Here is a 20,777-nt window from a genome sequence, read left to right as displayed (position 1 = left end):
AAAAGTAATATGGCCAAGAAAAGTAACAACGATAAGACAGTGACCGGAGAAAATAAGCTGGATGCAACTTTGTTCAGCGAGCAAGATCTGGAAGGCCTGGTCCACCAACAAGCCGCCGCATCGCTAGGGGCCGAGGAGGAGAAGGAAGCAAACACAAAGAAAAAGCCTGCCAAAACTGCTGCAAAGAAGGCCAGTAAGACAGTTTCAAAAAATCTCAGACAGGACCCTAAAAATATTCCGCTGGAACTAATAGATGTACATACCGAGGCAAGCTCAACCCATGTAACCTCCGGTACAGGATCGGAATCGAGCCAGGATGCAATGGCAGCTCCCATCATAGAAAAAGAAATGGATGGCGAGATGGCGGCCGAGCATACAATAACTCCTCAAGAGGAGCCTGGAGTTGATCAACCTTCGACGGAAGAAGCGCTGCATGAGATTGAAAACCCTGTTGCTGTATCCTTGGAAGCCCCTATGCAAAAGGTCCAAGAAAATGTCTCGAACGATGCTGCTGACCAGCACATCGCATTTGATCCGGCCAAGCCAATTTATCTGGAAATCCACAGGGGCAATATCTACCATTATTTTTCCAGGGCGATAGTCTTGCCTTCACGCTATTATCCCAACCGCGCCTTTTCAGACTTACAGTCGGCATATACCGACCAGCTTATCCTCTCTAACAATGCCTCAAATCCGGATCCGGAAATGGTTTTGCTACAAGTGCAGCTTAAGTCTTTCCAGTTACCTGGCCTAAATGTCCAGGGCCGGTTCGCGTTTATGGATTTCCCACTTGCGATTACCAGCGTTAAATCGGTTATTGTCAGGAGTGATGCCGTGAAAACAACAATTTTGAGCGATGCGACTTTATTTGATGGAGGATTTATTCCCCAACAGCTCATCGCTGTCGGCACCGTTGGAATTTCAACGGCGGACTTTAATAGCTTGAAGCTGCAAAAACAAGGGACGGATTACAGCGCCAAAATTAATAAGTTCAACCGCACCCTGGGGCTGTTGGCCTTTATTAGAAACTATAGTTACCTGACCTCTTCAGGTACAGGGCTTTATAAATCAGTCTCAGATCATTTCTTTCTGGCGATGCAGGCACTCGAGCCAGCCTTCGGTTCGGCAATTCTATCCAACCCAAGCCTCTCCGAATTCTACAGTTTTTTATTTGAGGAAAACTGTCCTGGTGATAAGCCTTTGCTAAAGTGGCTATTTTCTAGATTGCAGATAGATGAAAATTTTAATGACAGAGATGTAAAGGATTTTATGTCTGCCCTAGCAGCCATCAAGGATGAGTCCATCCCACAAGAGCGGATCCGGGAGATTAATGGCAACTTAAAAGATGCCATCAAACGAAAATCAGCTATACGGTTAGTGGAGGGAATTGCCACGAAGTCAACTTCCATTTTACCATTGTACATATTTTCATACTTGCGCAATTACGCGCAGCAAAATAACATACTCATCGCAAGGCGGGACATCGTCAGCCAGTACGCGGTGATGTATGGTGAATATGCATTCGGTTTGCTAGGCTATTTCTATGGTTACGCTGCCCTGGCGAACAGTGAAGAGCGGATGGCAAGCGTCAGTGAGGCCGTCTCGCTGTCCTCAAATCCAAAACCAAGGCCAGAGATAAAATTCAAGGTCGACAGCGAATTTGATCGGTCGGTAATTGATATCGTTTTTGGATACGTCTTTCAAACCAGCTTGAGCAGGCCTGATTATATTCAAGGCGCATTTCCAGTAGAGGAGACCAGCATCTATGCTGATCGCCAAAAAGAGATCATTTTCCGCCGATCATCTATCATTGGGGAGAAATATGAGTCGATCCGTATCAAGCGCCTGCCTTCAGAATTTGATACGCTCATTGGCCAGATCAGTGCAGGTGAGGAATGGATCGGGTACCATACCGAGCTTGGGTTTTTATGCCAGAAATTATCGATGTTGCCTGAGTTTTCTGCAAACGCAGCCAGACGCTTGGTCAATCATGGTTTGGTAGAAGCACTGAAAGAAGTGCGCTTCTCTAGGGCAACGCTCATCGAGCGGTTGAAACACCCATCCATGAAAATAAAAATTGAAGAGCTTCGCATCCGTGTTTTACTAGCCAAAGAAAACAAGGAACTTTAAGATGGAAATTGATGGGCTCTTAGCACGTTTCGTGCTGCTTTCTACCGAAGAAATTATAAACTTCGTATCTGAACACCGTCGGGAACTCCAATTGCTTTTCATCCATGCAGGCTCCGATCAGGCAAATATCTCTAAATTCCGCAGGCTACTCGGTCACCTTTCGCAGAACAATGTGTCTGCCAGCGAAGTCCAGAAGTCCTCTGTGCAGATCCAGTTTTTATATGGCCAGCTTGGCAATTACTTTAAGCGGGCAAATCACCGTCCAGGCGTATCCAACTGTATACGCAAGGTGAATCCCTCGGTTTTACGCAACCGGCTCGAGGCTTGGATACACTATCAGCAGTACAATCACTATCTAGATCACTTCAATTCCTTGCCCAAGTATCTCGAGAAAGTCTCCAATGCACTGAGCGAGGAGGACGAAAGCTACGAAAATGAGGTTGTGAGGGATATACATGAGTATTTTGAGTACGCCTGCCATGCAATGGGAAGATATGGAAAAGAAGGTGACCTGGAAGAATTTGTTGCCCTGTTTTCTTCGGATGCCTTGGCCGAAGACTTTCCCATTTTGCTTTTTTACCGGGAAAATCTGGAACAGTTCGAGCTGAATCTCGAATACAACGCCCATGTGGATAAGATATTCGAGCCAAGTGCTTGGGCAGAGCAACTTTTTAGGGATAAAATCATTGTCCCTATAAAAGCACATCCAGAAACCAATTGGAGTCGGCTACTAATGGGGTATACGTTTGACGAAATCAAAAAGGACATCATCAACTTTGGACAGACAGATTTTGATAAGCCCATAGAGGGGCTTTCTGGTCTGGACATGGTACGACTTTATGCGTATTGCAACATGAGAATGCACTATTTTGCCGCACTGCATCTTTTTGAACGTTCAGACGTATTCCAGACCTTATACAGTACAGCGGGAACAGTTAAATTTATAGATATTGGCTGTGGCCCGGCAACCAGCGCTCTGGCCTTCATTGACCACATCCACCAGCATACCGGGGGAAGGGTAGAGTTTGATTATGTCGGGGTAGATTACTTCGACAGTATGCGCAACGGCGCTGGATATTTTTTGAACAATGACCTTTTTCGGCCCAAGGAGCATACCATATGTTTAAAAGAGCTCAATGAACTGGATTTTCAGGTGTTGGAGAAAGCAAACAGCATTTTCATCAATGCGAGTTACTTATTTGCGAGCGAATACCTGGATCCAAGCGCTTTGGCCCAGGATGTACTCAATGTCCGTAAAAGCCAGCCCGGATGCCCATGTTTCTTTATCTTCCAAAATGCCGTCGGCACGCGCCGGAACGCCAAATATGAGGAATTTAAGGAGCATGTTGGCGCTTTCCAGATCATTTATAATGGAAGCCGGAATATTCCTTATTCTAACTCAAGGGGTAGCTTTTATTCTACCGATCAACTGGTCTATCAGCAAATCCTGAAACTTGACTGAGGTAGCCAGGAATTGTAGGTCGTTATCGTGTGGCCTTAAATACTCAGAAAAATCATAAAAAAAAATCATTAAATCAAGTATCGATTTCTGAGCTTTCGCAGTTTTTCGAAACTTTGAAAAAAGAAAGGAAGATTATAAACGGGGATTTAGGGAGTATATCAAAGCATTTTCTAACACTTTTTTTGAACGTCAACCCGTTCCTGGTCAGCTTTGCGGCATTATCATCCGTTTATCTCCAGCATGCACCACTCCGCTTGATATATTACCAGCTATTCCGCTTGATAGTATCATCGATTCTATAATAGATATCTTAAATACTCAGAAAATATTGATAGCGGTTTTTTAAAAATGGCGATTTTATGCTTTATTGTTAAAATAATGCTTTACTTGCCTAACATTCAGGAGGAATTTTATGTATATCAAAAGTCTGCTGAGCCATGTTTTCTCTTTGGGTCGTTTGGTCTGAAAAATGTGATACAACTTCTAGAATGAATGCTTTTAATTCAGCGATTCCTGTATCTGTCTTTGATGGACGAACTGCGAAAGCACCAAGACCAGGCAAGATTTCATGAAAACCTTTTCTGTAAAGGGAGAATTCACCTGGATATAATATATATGCACCACCGGTTCTTCTGATGGCGTCTTTGTAGGCATGCATTTTCAATAAATCCGCATTCTTGTAAATCCCTTTACGGTTCTGCGTTTTTTCCTCATTCAGCTCCTGCTCACTGCGGTCCCTCATTAGCTCAGTCATGTTTGCAATCTTATACTTTGCATCAAAATGAATGTGAACAATCTGTTCGCTAGTTTCGGCCAGCTGTTCTAAAAGATTCTCCGGCCAGATAGAAAGAGTATAGTCCGGCCTTAGCGTTGTTGACCAGCTGCCTGACGAAGGGTACTCCTTGTTTCCTGTAAAGGAGCGGTTATAATTGAAGCGGATATTAAGTTTTCGCCCTGCCTTTTCATACACCCCGCGAAGGGCAGTAAATCTTCCCTGTCTCAACTGAAGGTTTAATCCGACAGAAGTATGCGCAATAAGCTGCTCAATGTCTTTGGGTTCAATAGAAAAAACCGACTGAAATAAATCAAGCAGCTGAAAAAATAACCAATACTCATATAGCACGGCTACATTTTTTTTACCTCCTGCGTAAACGTCATCACCGCCCTTCCAGATCATTTTTGCAGCCAGATCGAACATCAACCAGACGCGCAGCATTTCCCTGTAACCTTCCTTCCGCTGAAGCACGGGACTGTTTAATTTAAGCGTTTCAGGTCTGGAGATCTCCTTAAAAATCTTATGGTGAAGATATGATTCCAGCTCTGCAATTAAAGCCAGCGTTTCTGTATGAAGTTTGCTTTCTCCCTGGGCACGGGTATTGATATCAGTACAAAACTTTAAGTAGGTTTCTAGGGAATGCTTGATGAAACGGTTTTCTGGCGTATCTGCAGAATCTATTTTATGTGCAGACTCAATTCTTTCTGGAAGACTCCTCAGACCATATCTTTGAAGGTAATGATCTTCAGCGAGGACTGATTGATTGCCACCTTTTAACAGCTCTTTTATGTTTTTAGCTGTAAATCTTCTTACCCTGCGGATATCTGAACTTTTTATACTGTTTTTCCATACAGTGACCGGAGCAGATACAATTCTGCTTACAGCCTGAGAAAACTCATCGGTTTTGATGATGGAGCTGATAAAAGCAAAACGCTGATAAAGCGTTTGCGCATCTGCGGTATAATCAACATCGAAATACTGATTAACAGGCGAATTTGCCTGTAAAAGAAGTCCGGAACATTTCTCAGTAATTGCCTCCAGCATCTGGCGGTAATCCTCCCGGTAAGAGGTTTTTACGGACCTGACCTCCAGAGAAATGCTGCCCATTGGCTCACCCTTTTGAGTAAGCTGTAGTGAAAGCGTTCCAACAAAGATATTTGGAGCCAGGGTACCCACATGAGGCATCCGCTTATGCGAAAGGACAATCTGTACCTCAAGGGGACCAAAGCCAAATTCCACATCATTAAAGGCATAATCATAGAAACAGCCTTCCACGAGCTGAAATCTGGACTCATTATAAAGTTCCGGATCCCCATGCGCATCAAACAAGGTACCTTCAAGACGCTCAGCTATTTCTAACTGGAGCCCATCCTTTATGTGATCTAACGAAATTATAACCAGCGGCAGATTTTTCATTTAAGCTTCAGCAAAACTCGCAAAACCGTTATCTACAGCCGCATTGTACATCCTTGATATTTTTTCAAGTGAAAGCGGATATAGAACCTGAGCTGAGTTAAATTCAAAATCAGGATTATCAAAAACCTCCTTTTCAATCTTCAGCGATGCGCTGATGCATAAAAGACCTAAAGTTGCAAGCACAGGACAAAGCTTTCTTCTGGACCCGTGAAGCTTAGGTAGCAGTTTTTGCATTATGGCAATATCTATCTTTTGATTAAGGGAAAGGCCTTTATCCACCTTGCCAAGCTGGGAGATTAACCTGATAATATCCCCTGCACTCCGATAACCAAACTCGGCGCCGATTTTTTTAAGTTCAGCAAAAAATCCCAGCATGGTTTTATTCACCTCCTGAGCATCTTCCCTGACAATATTTTTTTCCGCTGCAAGGCTCAGGAAATCAGCAGCCATTGCAGCGCCATTAGCATTCAGGTAATCCTTATTAATAACTTTAATTCCTTCGAGAAATCCTGCCATTTCAGCATCATTAACTCTGAATTCAATTGTGCTTGCCCTGTCTAAAACCTTCGGACTGAACATGCTGGTCGTCTCGTCGATATTCACCGTTCCGACGATAAAAAGGTTTGCAGGCAGGGATAGTCTGGATGGAATTCCGTTTTCAGCGGTCTCAAAATCATGTAATGGAATTCCATCTCCCGATTCCATTACACTTAAAAAGTCAGCAAAGTAACGCTCTACGTGACTTAGATTCATCTCATCAAGCAATAAAAAATGTGGCAGGAGCGGAAACTTAGCTGCCTGAATAATTAAATCCAGAACCCCGCTGTCCGGGCTTACATATTCCCCTGATTTAAGCGCGTTCGGGTAACCCAGTAAAGGTTCCCTGTTGGTCCAGTCTGCGCCAACGGGTACCAGCAGATACTGCTTTTTATCCTGACTAATCCACTGAAAAAAGCACTGAGCAAGCTTGGTTTTCCCGGAACCTGAGAGTCCGGTAAGAATAACAAAGGGCTTAGTTAACAGGGAAGCCACAAATCTTGAAATCAAGCTGCGCTCATAAAAAAGACCAGCCGAGCGAATGTCAGCAAGAGCTGCATCAAGATCAAGGGGAAGGGGAGAAATTGCTGATTGCACAACCGGCGCATCAACTGCCCTGAAAATAAATGTACCGGAGTTTTCAAAAATTTCGAATTCGGGATAATATTGTTTTAAAATTACCTTCATCGAATCAATATCAAGTCTTGAATCTTTTTCGGAAGTCCATTCAGTGGAAAAATAATAAATCTTTGAATCCTGATCAACATATATCGGGGTAACAAAACTTCTGGGTTTATTGCCCATTACTAGATCCTGTGGTTCCAATATGGAATCAGAAACCCTGAAAATACTTGTCAGGCTCAAGCCATCTGACTTTATGGATTTATTACTGGTGCCTGGGTTGGTCGAGATTTTATCCTTTAATCGCTCAAGGTCGTCATACTGAAACAAAAACGAGAAAACGTCATAAGCAAACTTATTAATCTGTCTGCCGCTTACCAGAAATGGTAAGTCACGGTAAAAACGTTTTTCAAGATAATCATAGATGTCGCGCGCTCCGCTCAGACTATAAATAAACTTACCAAGCATTGAGGAACTCGCATCAGGAACATTGATAATTTTCAGAATAACGGACATGAAAAAATCACTGGTCCCCCTTATCTTTGAAGAACCTGCATTGTTATTAATTATCGATTTGGCAGCAAAATTATATCCCTCATCCACCACTGGCTTAAGGGCAATGCTCTCGCTCCACGCGTCCAGATTCAGTGCGTTCAGATCAAAATGGCCGGATAAAACTTCATTAACAGTTTCCTCCTTTGAACGCGTGGATTTGAAAGTGTCGAATACATCCATATGATCACGAAGTGCAGTGGCAAACGGTTTAATCAGTACAGCATATAATACATATTGCCCAGGAACGATACAATGATTGCGCTCCACATGAAAAGTAATGGAATGATCTGAAACCTCCGCTACGTTTTCGAGTTTTGATATTTCTGTTTTATCCTGCTGACTGAAAATTATTTCCGGCCATGAGGTGATGCCCTTAAAATATTCCTGAGTGTCTTTGCCCAACTGGCTGATGTCTTTAAGCATAGGTTTCTTTTTTAAAAACACGCCCTGCTGCAAAAAACAGATCTTCGTTTAGGACAAATCAGCTGTTGAATACAAAACAGTTTGTTTGTTATCGCAGATGTCTTAACTAAACCGAACTGAACGGAGAGTGTCTGTGCGAATTTAATCTTTTTTAGCAAATAGAAGACATGATTTCAGTTTGCCTGTAGTCTTTCTTGGTATTGAGCAATATTTCTCACTTAAATCGTAGCCTTAATAATGCTATATTAGCACAACTAAATTAATGCCTCACTTACCAATGATAAATTGCCAGCAGAGAAAACCTGCCTGCAATATTTGTGCATTTAAAACTTATGTTTTAAGCAAAATGCCTGTTCAGAAAAGGTGAGGCTCAGTCAAGCCATATAACCTTAAAAAAATGAATTTTAAAGAAGTACTTCTTGAAGTACAAAAAACAAAAAAGTCGCAGAAGATCTGGCCGGCTCAGATTACCGGTTACCTTGGGGTATCCAGAAGAGGATGGAAAGTTGTCAATACTGTTAACCAAATGCTCGAAGAACACGATCTGATCTGTGAGCCCGACTTCGGGAGCGCATGGTTTTACGGACAGGTCGAGATTAAAGCCAAACCAAAAATTGGCACCGGCAAGGAAAACGCCACTGAATCGGATCTGGATCCTACCCCCAGATTAAGCATGCTTAAGGCGGCAAACCTGAACCTCATTAAGGAAGAAGGACTTGGGAAAGGCCTTATATGTGTAAACAAGGACACGCCGCTGACCGAGGCGATAACGCTCATGATCATACATGATTTCTCTCAGCTCCCCATTCTCTCCGGCGCGCGAGATGTGGAAGGGATTATAAGCTGGAAATCAGTTGGAAGAGCACTCGCCCTTGGAAAAGTATGTAAAATAGTATCTGACTGTAAGGAAGAGGTCATCGTGCTGAACCATGACGAACCGCTGTTCACCGCTGTAAAATCCATACTCGACAAGGAAGTTGTACTGGTCCGTCAGAAAGATAAAACTATATCGGGCATAATTACCGCAACAGACATCAGCGAACAGTTTATCTCAATGGCTGAACCCTTCTTAATTATCGAGCAGGTTGAAAACCATTTAAGGCGATTGCTCGACCAGAAGTTCGGTCCTGAAGAGCTGACCTTTAAGGCAGGCGGGAATGAAGAAAGCCGTCCTGTCGCAACGCTCTCTGAACTTACCTTCGGCGAGTATGTGCGCATCTTTGAAGATCCGAAAAAATTCAACAAACTTGGCCTTAGTATAGACAGGAGTATTTTTGTAAAACAGCTTGAAGAGGTTAGAAAAATCAGAAACGATGTAATGCATTTTGATCCCGATGGTATAACTCAGAAAAGCCTGAATCTTTTGAGGGAAACCGTTTCTTTCCTGCATACCCTGACCAGCACACTTAAATAATTGACTCTATTGTAGCACAATCTCTAAAACATTAACTGCATTGAAAAATAAATTCATAGATGCTGAATTCTGGTCGCTGACGACCGGAGGAGCGTTCCAGAGAGCGAACGTTTACAGGAAAGATTTACCGGATAAAGGGCTGGAAAATAAAAAAAAGGAATTTAAATCGCGGCTCAGGGAAATCGTAGCAGAAATTACAGGGCAGTATATCAATGGTAATATCGATGATGAGCAGCATATTGAAAATATACGCAAAATAATTAATGACAGTGTCAGCGATATCCTCAATGATGGAAAACTAAAGTTTGGTGTTGCACAGAAACTTCTCAATCTCCACCTGAAGTATGAATGGTGCAGGGATAAAATCCCTGAGCCGCCCCATTGCCCTGTTGACCGTGTTGTTTTAACTGAATATGATAAAATGCATGTGTCAAGCTGGACAAAAATGGATAGTGAAGAGGAATACAGGACCCACATCAGCAACCTTCGTACGAAGTTTCATACCCCAGTGCGTTCTCTGGCCATGTGGGAACTGGAGATGTTCAGCAGAAGGTTTGAAAAAGAGGTGAAATCCGTTAAAAGGAAATCTCTATGCTGACCAAAAATAAAATCACCACTTTGTTGGCGGACTACCTGCGCGCTCAACAGTATTCTGAAATTATGACCCTTACGAGCATTCAGAATGGAATTGATGTCACTGCAGGTAGCTGCGAAAAGAATATGTATTGAGGTGAAAGGAGCGACCAGCGTAGGCGTTACCTCTGGAAAGTACGGAAAGCCATTCAGTCCGGATCAGATGAAATCGCACGTGGGCCAAGGCATTGCTAAAAACCGTGACTGATATGAACCTGAATGAAAATAAGGGTTCAGAATTTGCAAGAGCATTACCTGTAAACTACGAAAGTTTAATAGAGAAAATAATACCTGGTCTTAATATTTTAGGGATCAGAGTCTTTCTGGTCTCAGAAACAGAGGTGAGAATTCTTTGAGGGATGAATCCGGAAATCACAGATACAGCAGCGCAGAAATAACTCAGGCGCTGCTGTATTTAAAGGCTAAAGGACTTCTTCCTTTTGCAGACTTTTTTTCTTTGCTGTTGTTTTTTTAGCTTCAGCGGAAATTTTGATGTGCTTAAGCATCTCAAAGGCTACCTTTTCCACAACCTTTACCGGTACGCTGTTTCCAAACTGCTGATATGCCTGATTGGAAGAAACCGGAATTTTAAATGTATCGGGAAAACCCTGCAGTCTTGCCGCCTCTCTTGGAGTAAGTTTTCTTGGATTCAATCCATCCTGAGCGATGAGAATCTCACTGCCGTCCTTATAGTATCTGGCTGAAATCGTGTTGGTGTATTCCGAGTCAGCAGTGACAAGGCCAAAACCAAAGCCCTTTCCTTTTTCCTTATTTGCAATTTTTCTTCGTTTATGCCCTTCCCAGAGACGATCAGAAATTGTAAATTTAGGGTCTACATCTTCTTCTAAAATATCGCCGACCTTTACCGGCTCATTCGTTGGCTCAGGAAATTTAAATTCAATAGAAGGATCAAGAAAACCTACAATATAAATTCTCTCCCTGTTCTGTGGAAGTCCGAAATCTCTTGCTCTTAACACCCTGAACTGAACATTGGTATAACCTATAGTCTTAATGTGCTCAATAATGATGGCAAGCGTGCGCCCCTTGTCATGGCCTTTTAGCTGCTTCACATTTTCAAGCAGAAATGCCTGAGGTTTTTTTTCGATCAGAATCCGCTCAATATCAAAGAAAAGTGTTCCCCTGGTATCAGAAAAGCCTTTTTTAAGTCCTGCCTGTGAAAACGGCTGGCAGGGGAAACCCGCTAAAAGGATATCATGCGAAGGAATATCTTTTTCTGAAATCTGTGTGATATCCCCGTGTACCGTTTCATCATTAAAATTCGCGCGGTAGGTTTCTGCAGAAAACTTATTCCACTCACTGGTAAATACGCAATTAATCTTATGCCCGGTGGCCTTTTCAAATCCGAGTCTGATACCCCCGATACCTGCAAACAGGTCAATAATCTTTATCTCCTTACTCATCTTCTTTCCAATATTTTAATATGTCCGGAATTTCCTCAAACAAATACTCTTCAAAACTGATGATATTCTTAAGTTCCTTAAGACTACCGGAATTTGCCACCCAGTCATAGGCCACAACAATGATGTTATGATTGGACATTTCTGCCGCCTTACTTCCGGCAATGTTTTCATCAGCGGTGAGTAAATGTATTTCCGGAATTTTTGTTCGCTCAATTTCTTCAGCAACTTCCTGCCACCGCTCACGCAGAGAGGTTTTCATTGTTCCGATAATAGTTTTATTACGTCTTTTGGCGTAAGCACCAACGCCGGGAAGGATACTGTCTACTTTTTTTCCAAGACCAAGGCTGTCAAAGATTTTTCTTCCCACCTTGCCCTGAGAATCATAAGGGTAACCCAGATATTCGTAAATTTTATAAATAATCGCCTCAAAACTTTTGCCTGCCCTTGATCTTCTGGACTGGGTATTACTTAAGGCAAGCCTATAAATGTAGGGAAATACTCTTCCTGCATATTCCCCGCAAACTTCCTTAACCCTTTCCAGCAGCTCATCATCCCTTCTTGTGATCATATTCTCACTGAGCAATCCCTGCAGGATTTCATTTGGTGTATTCAGAAGTTTATGCAAATCCCGCATCAGCACCGCATTGAAGTTGACCTCGTCCAGCAGATACTCCTGCCAGACCACTTCCCTGAGATCCCTTACACACTCACTTACCTTTCTTGATTCCAGCTGCTCAATAAATTTATGGTTATTAAGCATGGCCACCTCAACAATTTCTGCTGAACTTCTGATGTGGTCCATCCGGTACTTACGGATAAGAATGTCAAAGTCTTCCAGCTCCTGTGGCGGAATTTCAATAATACTGGGAATCTGGCTGGTGTTGTTCAAGTTCGTTATTTCTTGTTTTCAAATTTAGCAATAATTAAGGATTATCTGACCGTTGAAAGCACTTTAAAATGTTCAAGCGGGCAAATCATTGTCGGATTATCGCTGTTTTCCGCGCGCATTCCAATACCTCCCTGAATTATTTTTCCACTCAGATTCCGCTCAAAATCAAGGATATCAATAATGCGCCACTCCATAAAATTCCGTTCAGTCTGGTTATCGACCCTGCGCACAATGTAAAACAGTTTTATCCTGGTAACCTCAGTAATTTTTTTAAGGTTAAGTATCCGGTGAACATCCATGCCAAAACCCACGGGCTCTCTTTTAGAGAGGTCTTTTTCCTTAAGTTCAATGAACTGCAATTCTTTGCTGATCTCAGAGTAAAGGATAAAATCGATATCCGAAGGCAGTCCCCTTTCTTTACCAGCACCAATATATCCGTCAAAAATAAGCCGCTGCACATATAAATCCGTTAATGCCTTAATTGGAAATTTAGCCAGTTTGCCCAGAAAATAATCCCTTGATTCGTTTGAGGCATGAGGTTTCAGACCTCGACGGGTTAAAGGGAAATATTTAACTAATTCCTCCAGCCTGCTTTCAGTAAAGACATGATTTACCATGTCAAAAACAAAAAACCTGAGCTCCGGAACCGGAAGCGGGGTACCTGTACCCATGACGTCCTTCAAGGTCCAGTCTTTATGATCTTCTCCGGACCAGCGGATAAAAAACATGGCCTTACATTTAAGCCTTGAAACACGGGCATAAATGGGAAGGTATCCTTTGGGATCATCATCTGAAACTGTAAAGTATAATGGAGAATCGAGTGTATCAGCGCCTGGGACTGTCGGGATAAAATATCCGCCGGAGAAAGTTCTTGTATCGGGCCGGTTCTCACCGAGCCATATGGAGAATTCAAGCTCTCCTACGAAACCCTTGTACCGGCTGTTATACTGAAGGTCACCGATTACATTGTGCGAAAGCAGATGATGCAGGCTTGTTAAAATCTCCTGCGGGGAAATAATTGCCATAAAAGAGAGCGTGTCAGGTTTTTAGGATACTAAAATAACTGGTTTATCGGTTTAAAAAATAAATGTACGGTTTAACCTCAGTCCCAAGTTGCAAAAAAAAGATGCACATTAAATAAGATAGCCTGAAAATTCGGACTTAAACTACCGGATCTGTTAACAGGACATCTGATGTGTTTGCTCCATCCGATGAATTGAGAATAGCTTCGGTCAGCCTGGTCAGCGTTTCGCCGATTGCTGCTTTTTTAAGCTCACATTCCCAAATTTCCAGTACTTTCCATTTGTCATTTTTCAGAGCCTCCCTTGCTTTAATATCTCTTTTAACCGTATTATTAATTTTCTCTGCCCACCATTCGGTTCTGGTTTTAGGAAGAATAAAGTAACGGCAACTTTCATGTCCGTGCCAGAAGCACCCGTTTATGAATATGACTGTTTTGTATCTGGGCAGTACGATGTCCGGACTGCTTGGAAGTCTTTTATCATGAATACGGAAACGAAATCCGTTTGCATGTAAAAACTTCCTGACCACCATTTCCGGTTTAGTATTTTTCCCCTTAATCATACTCATATTAAAGGAACGCTTTTCCTTGCTATGTACATCTGACATGTTTTAAAAACACATGATTCAGTTTGATGTTTCAATTTTGGAAATAAAAACGACATAATTTATCAATTCTTACAGAAAATACATAAAACATACCTACTCAATTGATTAAGGTATTCTGAACCTGTCCCGTCAACCTTTCACGCTCAAGTGTTCAATAATTTCTCTATTCTTTGGATGATTGGGTGGTAAATAAACGAAATATCCATCTTTTTGTAGATCATCAAAACAGCAATGATAAGTTGGATAAACCTGAGTACATTGACACCGTCTTACCAGAAATAAAATTGTTTTAAAGTCTTGTTTGCCTGCATTTTACTGAATTGGCGGAAAGGGGTTAAATTAATTGGTTTGTGCACCAATGAACTCTCTTTAAAATTTTATATCTGATAAAAAATTTGAGGAATTTTTTCAATATAAAAATTTAATAGAGCAATTAACGACTGTCCACGCCAACAGAATTAATATTGCGGAAAGCACGACCTTAAATAGGATACTGCTACTTTTAGCGTTCATCCAGATTGCGCCAATTTTAGCAACAATTTACCTGCAAATCATCAAAAAAAGTTTTACCGCCGAAGATTTATTCTCTTCTATAACTTCAGTCATAAGTTGCTTCATGATTTGGTTGATCTTTAGGTTCGTAAACCGCCGAAACATGAAACTTGATAAGTCAAATTAATTTTTACACCTCCAATTATTATTGCGTGTCAAAAATTGTAAACAAAAAGGTTCAGGCAATGTTACATTTTGCTGCCTTGAATGCAATTCGCTATGTGCTATTTCAATCTCAACGGAAACGACAAACTGATTAGAAAATTTGGCAATGAGAACTTGGAGAAATTGGTTTTGCCCACCAGATAATTTACAGTAAAGCAATTAGCGTGACAGGTAGATTGATTTGGACACTCACGTTTAGTAGACTACAAACGTGCGAAATTTCAGAAACTATGTTTAGTTTTTAAGCTTTTGGTCTAAACAACAGTTCCATTGAGCTCTTTAGCTCATTTTTAGCTCATTTTAGTTCATTAGTTTCCCTAATGAAATCCCGATGGGATTCGAACCCGAGATCACTTAAATATTTAATTCATGAATTGACCTGCAAAACACTAAAGAACTGAAGTGTCTAACTTTACCATTCTAATTTATTGATCATGATTACTGCATAAATTATACTTTCTTAAATTCATCAACTTTACTTTTACTCCAATCACTAGGGTGTAACAAATTTCTAATATCAACTCTTAGAAATTCCGCAATTTTATTTAAATCGTTAACAGATGGTTGTCTGTGATTATTTACCCATCTTGAAAGGGTCTCTTCTGACTTTTTGAGATATTTTGCAATATCCCTGTTATAAACATTTTTCTCTTCAAACAATTCCGCTAAACGATTTATATTCTTCATATTATAAAAAAAAATTAAAAAGTTTGACGTTTTATGAAAAACTTTTCTTAACATTGTAATATCATAATGCGAATCATAGAGTTGGAAGGCCAGCTTTAAACGATGTTACTCGTCCAAAATCCGCCAGATTTACCACGAGTTGATCGAGTGTTCGCCTATATACTGGAATTATTATACTTTTGTATAATCCAGTAGGGCGTGCCTCGTAAACTTTTGGGTAATTTTTATCTACTGATAAAAAGCGGTTCTGGCGGAACCATGGCAAAAGTGGAGAGGTGCGACCTATTGGTTTTTCCAAGTCACTTTTTTCTGCTTTTGTTTGAGTCCGCATCGTTTTACATAAAATTAACCGTTTATGAAAACGAAAGAATTAGCCTCTACCAGGTTTCACTCCAAGGAAGTGAAAGGTATTTTTTCCCTTAAACTATTATTAAAGAACGTTATCTGTTCTCCAACCTAATGTTTTGAGCTAAGAAATTCCAGGTAAAAAAATAGCCAAAGAAGAAGAGACTTTTAGTGTGAGCGCACTCTTCAGATTCTTTGGGATATTCTACTGCCTGGGACCAGCCTTTATGGCTTATTAAGTCTCTTTGCATTACTTGGTTTTTCGCAATTGCCAAATTAAGCATCTTTTTACTAATTACCTATACGGTTGACCGTATCTGCACAATGTTTTTGTGTGGTGGGGCTGGTTTTTGTCTTTATTTTTTTAATTATCTGTTTTTTAATCTGATGTGTAATGGTTGTTTATCTTCTTCTTTTTGATGGGCTTTATGCATTGAAGCCGAGGAACCCAGAGTGATGGGTTTTATTCAAGGCGGGTTGATGTTGGAAATAGGTTCTTGATAATGCGCCTGCCTTGTTTTTTCTTTAAAGAATTCTAAACTAACTAACAATCTGATGAAAAAAATATTTGAAAGCATCTTAATGGGATTGCTATGGCCTTTTTTGAAGGGATTTATTCTTTCGCTTCTTATAGGCACTCTGATTGCGTTGTTGCTGATGGCCAGCCCAGTATTGGGCCAAGGAAAGGTCGTTGGACTAAAGGTAGGTGATACTGTTCCTGTTGATGTATTGAACGAGCGCCGATTGACAATTGATCTCTCTTCACCTATTGCTGATGTGGTGCCGACAAAAAGGGTTGCCCTTTCTGATTTTAAAGGAAAGCTAATTATACTGGATTTCTGGGGCACTTGGTGTTCGTCGTGTCTAGCTCGATTTCCGAAGCTTAAATTGCTGCAGGATAAGTATAGGAATGAATTGGCGATTATTATTGTGAATAATGAGCCTTTGGTGAAGACTTATGGTTTGCTTTCTTCGAGGCTAAAGGAGCGGGGGGAGTTATTTTATAATATTGTTTTGGACACGAATATTACTGCGCTTTTTCCGCACCGCACAGTGCCCCATTATGCATGGGTGGGGAAGGATGGTAAAGTAATGAGTGTATCGGGATCTGATGATATAACTGAAGAAAATATCAATGCGGCGCTTAAAAGTGGAGAACTTAATATCACCCAGAAGATTGATATTTCGCCTGAGCCACCACTTTTTTCTTCTGTTTATCTTCCAAAGGATAATCTGATAAAGTACAGTGTTTTTTCGCGTGGTGGATTTTCAGGGTTGCCAGCGGGACGGCGGAAACGTATGGATAGTTCTGGTAGGATTTGTCGCGGTAATTCTTTTTCCAACCATCCGATGGAAGCGATTTTAAAATCCATTGCGATCGAAATTTTGGTGCCAGAGGGTTATAAATTTAGTGATTATAACCTGCTTTATGAGGGGCATGATTTAGAACGCTTCCAGCAGCAAGTTTACAATTATGAGTTTATTGGTCCAGTGGAAAAGGCGGCGGATTTATATCCGCTGATGCTGAAAGACCTGAATGATTATAGCCCCTATGTGGCAGAAATTACTACGCGAAAAATGAAATGCCTTGGCCTTTTTAAACTTGGCGATGAGTTGGATGCGGATGGGTGGGGGAAATCTTCAATCAAGAAAGATTCGCTTAAAACAGGTTCTAAGCCAATTAAAAATGTGGATATCCTAGTCTCCCAGCTTAATGGTAGTCGAAAGCTTGAGAAACTGGTGAGCAATGAGACTGGGGCTAATGACAAGTTGCATATCGTGATGGATATCCAACAGGGTTTTAGAGAAATTAATGCTAAACTAAAAAAATATGGCTATTACCTAAAACCAATGGAAAAGGAATTTCAGGTAATGGTAGTGCGAGATAAATAAAATAATGCTCACAGATAAGATATAGTTATGAAAATATTGATAATCACCATCTACATTTTGTCGATGGTCAGCTTTGCCAGTGCGCAAAGCAGGTTCTCCGGGCGGGCGGTAAATGCTACTGATAGCTCGAAGGCCGTAAAAGTGAGTATAACAATCTCCCGTTCGGCGGGATTGGACCGTGTGATTGAAAGTGATTCAGATGGCCAGTTTTCATTTAGTATTCCTTCAGGAGAAGTAAAGGTTTTGGTCTCTGCTGAGGGATTTATTCCTTATGGACGTGATATGGTGTTGCCTGTTTCTGCACCACTGCTTTTTAAAATGATTCCATCTTCAATTGAATTGCAGGAATTTTCTTTCAATACGGGTTATCAGTTGGTGGATAAAACGCGCTCTACTGGATCTTTTTCGAAAATAGATAACATTGTTTTAAATCAGCAAGTTGGCAAAAATTTACTGGACAGGCTGGAAGCTGTTGGTAGCGGCTTAAGTGTTGACAGGAGTACCAGTTCTACTGGCCGGTTTATGATCCGAGGTTTGAGTACTATACGGGGTCCAAGGGAGCCGCTGATTATTTTGGACGAAATGCCTTATGCAGGGGATTTTTCCAACATCAATCCTGATGATGTCGAGAACATTACGATTCTTAAGGATGCTGCTGCCGCATCGATCTGGGGAACCAGGGCAGGGAACGGGGTGATTGTAATCACCACTAAGAAAGCGAAGATGAACAGTCCACTCCAGGTCAGTTTCGATGCGAATGTGGCCATTCAGCAGCGTCCTGATCTTAAGTATGACAAACGCATTTCTTCATCGGATTTTATCGATCTGGAAAGTTTTCTTTTTTCTAAGGGTTACTACACCAGTCAGTTGAATTCCAACCAAAAACCTGCATTTACCCCTTTTGCTGAATTACTGGTTCTGAATGCAGCAGGAGGGATCTCAACTGAGGAGTTGCAGGTGCAGCGAGCGAGGCTAGCGGGGTACGATGTTTATGATGATTTTGAAAAATACATTTATGAAAATGGTTTTCGTCAGCAGTATTCGCTTTCATTGTCTGCTGGTACCCAGAAGCACAGTTACATTTTATCTTCATCCTACACCAGGGGATATAGTAATCTTGGCGCAGTGGATGAGCGTACGACGGCCCGCTTGGCCAGCAATTACAACCTGCTGAAAAATTTGCAGCTGTCCTCGGCATTTACCTATACTGGCGGTAAAAACTTAGCTGGTAGACCAGGGCTTGGTGGAATTCTGAGCCGAACGGGCATTTACCCCTATGCAAGATTTGCCGATGAGCAGGGAAACCCGGTGGCGATAACTAAGAATTACAGGCAGACTTTCCTGAATTCGCCTGCTACTGCTGCGCTGCTGGACTGGTCTTATTATCCTCTGCTGGATTATATGCAGGTTGAGAATAAAGCAAAATTGACTGATTTGCTGGCAAATTTTGACCTGAACTACAAGTTTCCTTTTGGACTGAAGGCTTCTTTGAAATATAGCGTGGAAAGCCAACGTTCTGAGTCTTCGGTATTGCAAGGGGCGGATTCCTATTTTTCAAGGAACCTGGTCAATAGCTTTACACAGGTAAGCCCTGCGGGTGTGGTGAGCTATCCAGTTCCCCGAGGGGGTGTTTATGATAGCGGCAATGTGGATTTAAATTCCTGGCAGTTCCGCCCTCAACTCAGTTATGATCAGTCGTGGAAGGAACATAGACTTAGCGTTATTGCGGGGATGGAATGGCGAAGGGCCATGTCAAGCGGTCTTGCGGGCAGGCTTTATGGTTATGACAGCGATAAGCTTAGCTTCGGAGCCGCAGATTATACCAGAACTTATCCGAATTTCATCTCTGGTGATATGAGTTTTATTTCCAGCGGCAGCTCGGTATCAAAAACCAATGCATCCTTTTTCTCGGAATTCTTCAACCTGGGGTATACTTTCAGGGATACTTATACTTTAAGTTTTAGTGCCAGGGCTGATGCATCAAATGCTTTTGGAGTGGAAACCAATGATAAGTTTAAGCCGCTCTGGTCAGCGGGGCTAGCCTGGGAATTAACCAAGATGCCCTTCTTGAAGAGCAAGGTTGTTGACTTTTTAAAACTTAGGGTGACTTATGGATTAAGTGGAAATACGGATCCTTCGATGACCGCGGTGACCACTATCCGCTATTCAGGTAATTCCCAGTATACGCTAACGCCATTTGCTTTGGTAGATAAATTTTCCAATCCATCGCTGCGATGGGAAACTGTGCGAATGCTCAATGCTGGACTGGACTTTAACCTGTTTTCTTCGAGGCTAAATGGTAGCGTTGAGGTTTACCGAAAAAATGCGGTAGATCTTTTCGGGGCGTTCCCAATTGATTACACCACGGGAGTCGGTTTTACCGTGACGCGTAATGTTGCGGCAATAAGTGGAAATGGTTTTGATCTCCAGCTGAATTCCAGAAACCTGAATGGTGCTTTCCAGTGGCAGACGATGCTGAATTTTTCCTCTGCAAGGGATAAGGTGAAAACCTATTACCTGGGCTCAGTCCAGGGAAGTAATTTTGTGCAGAGTGGTGCAGCGGTTTCGGGAATTGAAGGCCTACCAGTGTATTCTATCTTTTCTTACAGGTTTGCAGGACTCGATCCGTTGACTGGAGATCCGCGGGGATATCTTGGCGGGGTGGTTAGTAAGGATTACAATAACCTCACCGGGGCATCCACCACGATTAATGATTTGGTTTACCATGGTTCGGCGCTGCCAGGGTATTTTGGGAATGTGATCAATACCTTCAGCTATGGCGGGATTTCACTCTCAGTTGCATTGAGCTTTAAATTCGATTATTACTTCAGGCGGAAGGGTATTGAATATGCGAGCCTTTTTACCAACTGGACAGCGAGTGCGGACTATGCTTCCAGGTGGCGCAAGCCAGGGGATGAAGCATTTACCAATATTCCATCACTTATTTACCCAGTATCAAATGCCAGAGAGAATTTTTACCGGTTTTCGAGCGAACTGGTTGAGAAAGGGGATCACCTTAGGCTGCAGTATGTGAATATAGATTATAGATTTCCTGCTGGACTGGTAAAAAACCTGAAGTTAAAATCTCTTTCGGTGTTTGTTAATGCATCAAACTTAGGGATAATCTATAGGTCGAATAAACTAGGGCTTGATCCTGATCTTAATAATATGGCAAACCCGCTTCCCCCTGGAAAAACATTTTCATTTGGCTTGAAAACCCAGTTATAATT

At 41.8% G+C, this 20,777-nt stretch carries 14 protein-coding genes; 6 read left to right on the top strand and 8 right to left on the bottom strand.

Annotated features, from left to right (window positions below):
- The first annotated feature begins 9 nt into the window (after nt 1–9).
- Both ACZZZI_RS04560 and ACZZZI_RS04555 read left to right on the top strand, forming a co-directional pair.
- Nucleotides 10–2,130 (top strand): hypothetical protein, encoded by a 2,121-nt coding sequence (locus ACZZZI_RS04560; RefSeq protein ID WP_463488733.1) that lies wholly within the window; start codon nt 10–12, stop codon nt 2,128–2,130.
- A 1-nt stretch (nt 2,131) separates the two neighbouring features.
- Complete coding sequence (locus ACZZZI_RS04555; protein WP_463488732.1) at nt 2,132–3,592, top strand: hypothetical protein; 1,461 nt, start codon at nt 2,132–2,134, stop codon at nt 3,590–3,592.
- A gap of 391 nt (nt 3,593–3,983) precedes the next feature.
- Here the strand turns inward: ACZZZI_RS04555 and ACZZZI_RS04550 are convergent, their stop codons facing one another.
- Together ACZZZI_RS04550 and ACZZZI_RS04545 are read right to left on the bottom strand one after the other, a co-directional pair.
- Nucleotides 3,984–5,783, bottom strand: coding sequence for a DUF2357 domain-containing protein (locus tag ACZZZI_RS04550; RefSeq protein WP_463488731.1), 1,800 nt, complete (start codon nt 5,781–5,783; stop codon nt 3,984–3,986).
- Nucleotides 5,784–7,919, bottom strand: a complete 2,136-nt coding sequence (locus ACZZZI_RS04545; protein WP_463488730.1) for an McrB family protein — start codon at nt 7,917–7,919, stop codon at nt 5,784–5,786.
- Nucleotides 7,920–8,316: 397 nt separating this feature from the next.
- Between ACZZZI_RS04545 and ACZZZI_RS04540 the strand changes: the two genes are divergently transcribed.
- Together ACZZZI_RS04540 and ACZZZI_RS04535 are read left to right on the top strand one after the other, a co-directional pair.
- The gene (locus ACZZZI_RS04540) at nt 8,317–9,333 is read left to right on the top strand and encodes a CBS domain-containing protein (protein WP_463488729.1); all 1,017 of its coding nucleotides are present in this window, start codon (nt 8,317–8,319) and stop codon (nt 9,331–9,333) included.
- Nucleotides 9,334–9,373: 40 nt separating this feature from the next.
- Nucleotides 9,374–9,931 carry a hypothetical protein gene (locus tag ACZZZI_RS04535; RefSeq protein ID WP_463488728.1) on the top strand — a complete coding sequence of 186 codons (558 nt, stop codon included), beginning with the start codon at nt 9,374–9,376 and terminating at the stop codon, nt 9,929–9,931.
- 457 nt (nt 9,932–10,388) lie between these two features.
- Here ACZZZI_RS04535 and dcm read toward each other — a convergent pair whose 3' ends face one another.
- The 6 genes from dcm to ACZZZI_RS04505 form a co-directional block, all read right to left on the bottom strand.
- On the bottom strand, nt 10,389–11,387 hold the full coding sequence (dcm, locus tag ACZZZI_RS04530) for a DNA (cytosine-5-)-methyltransferase (protein WP_463488727.1): 999 nt from the start codon (nt 11,385–11,387) through the stop codon (nt 10,389–10,391).
- Nucleotides 11,380–12,276: a type II restriction endonuclease gene (locus ACZZZI_RS04525; protein WP_463488726.1), complete on the bottom strand. Its 897-nt coding sequence runs from the start codon at nt 12,274–12,276 to the stop codon at nt 11,380–11,382. The genes dcm and ACZZZI_RS04525 overlap by 8 nt, the downstream gene beginning before the upstream one ends.
- Before the next feature lie 41 nt (nt 12,277–12,317).
- Entirely contained in the window at nt 12,318–13,301 is a 984-nt protein-coding gene (locus tag ACZZZI_RS04520; RefSeq protein WP_463488725.1) for a hypothetical protein, read from the bottom strand.
- A gap of 136 nt (nt 13,302–13,437) precedes the next feature.
- Nucleotides 13,438–13,905 carry a very short patch repair endonuclease gene (locus tag ACZZZI_RS04515; RefSeq protein ID WP_463488724.1) on the bottom strand — a complete coding sequence of 156 codons (468 nt, stop codon included), beginning with the start codon at nt 13,903–13,905 and terminating at the stop codon, nt 13,438–13,440.
- A gap of 1,167 nt (nt 13,906–15,072) precedes the next feature.
- Complete coding sequence (locus ACZZZI_RS04510) at nt 15,073–15,309, bottom strand: helix-turn-helix domain-containing protein (protein WP_316760039.1); 237 nt, start codon at nt 15,307–15,309, stop codon at nt 15,073–15,075.
- A 73-nt stretch (nt 15,310–15,382) separates the two neighbouring features.
- The gene (locus ACZZZI_RS04505; RefSeq protein WP_463488723.1) at nt 15,383–15,640 is read right to left on the bottom strand and encodes a hypothetical protein; all 258 of its coding nucleotides are present in this window, start codon (nt 15,638–15,640) and stop codon (nt 15,383–15,385) included.
- A 569-nt stretch (nt 15,641–16,209) separates the two neighbouring features.
- Here ACZZZI_RS04505 and ACZZZI_RS04500 point away from each other — a divergent pair.
- Together ACZZZI_RS04500 and ACZZZI_RS04495 are read left to right on the top strand one after the other, a co-directional pair.
- Entirely contained in the window at nt 16,210–17,547 is a 1,338-nt protein-coding gene (locus ACZZZI_RS04500) for a TlpA family protein disulfide reductase (protein ID WP_463488722.1), read from the top strand.
- A gap of 27 nt (nt 17,548–17,574) precedes the next feature.
- Nucleotides 17,575–20,775 carry a SusC/RagA family TonB-linked outer membrane protein gene (locus tag ACZZZI_RS04495; RefSeq protein WP_463488721.1) on the top strand — a complete coding sequence of 1,067 codons (3,201 nt, stop codon included), beginning with the start codon at nt 17,575–17,577 and terminating at the stop codon, nt 20,773–20,775.
- The last annotated feature ends 2 nt before the right edge of the window (nt 20,776–20,777 follow it).

Source organism: Pedobacter sp. AC190 (genome assembly GCF_979258025.1).
This window is presented reverse-complemented; position numbering and strand designations above follow the sequence as displayed.

Coding starts and splice junctions, on each gene's coding strand:
- ACZZZI_RS04560 (WP_463488733.1), top strand. CDS start 10: ATGGCCAAGAAAAGTAACAACGATAAGACAGTGACCGGAGAAAATAAG.
- ACZZZI_RS04555 (WP_463488732.1), top strand. CDS start 2,132: ATGGAAATTGATGGGCTCTTAGCACGTTTCGTGCTGCTTTCTACCGAA.
- ACZZZI_RS04550 (WP_463488731.1), bottom strand. CDS start 5,783: ATGAAAAATCTGCCGCTGGTTATAATTTCGTTAGATCACATAAAGGAT.
- ACZZZI_RS04545 (WP_463488730.1), bottom strand. CDS start 7,919: ATGCTTAAAGACATCAGCCAGTTGGGCAAAGACACTCAGGAATATTTT.
- ACZZZI_RS04540 (WP_463488729.1), top strand. CDS start 8,317: ATGAATTTTAAAGAAGTACTTCTTGAAGTACAAAAAACAAAAAAGTCG.
- dcm (WP_463488727.1), bottom strand. CDS start 11,387: ATGAGTAAGGAGATAAAGATTATTGACCTGTTTGCAGGTATCGGGGGT.
- ACZZZI_RS04520 (WP_463488725.1), bottom strand. CDS start 13,301: ATGGCAATTATTTCCCCGCAGGAGATTTTAACAAGCCTGCATCATCTG.
- ACZZZI_RS04515 (WP_463488724.1), bottom strand. CDS start 13,905: ATGTCAGATGTACATAGCAAGGAAAAGCGTTCCTTTAATATGAGTATG.
- ACZZZI_RS04510 (WP_316760039.1), bottom strand. CDS start 15,309: ATGAAGAATATAAATCGTTTAGCGGAATTGTTTGAAGAGAAAAATGTT.
- ACZZZI_RS04505 (WP_463488723.1), bottom strand. CDS start 15,640: ATGCGGACTCAAACAAAAGCAGAAAAAAGTGACTTGGAAAAACCAATA.
- ACZZZI_RS04500 (WP_463488722.1), top strand. CDS start 16,210: ATGAAAAAAATATTTGAAAGCATCTTAATGGGATTGCTATGGCCTTTT.
- ACZZZI_RS04495 (WP_463488721.1), top strand. CDS start 17,575: ATGAAAATATTGATAATCACCATCTACATTTTGTCGATGGTCAGCTTT.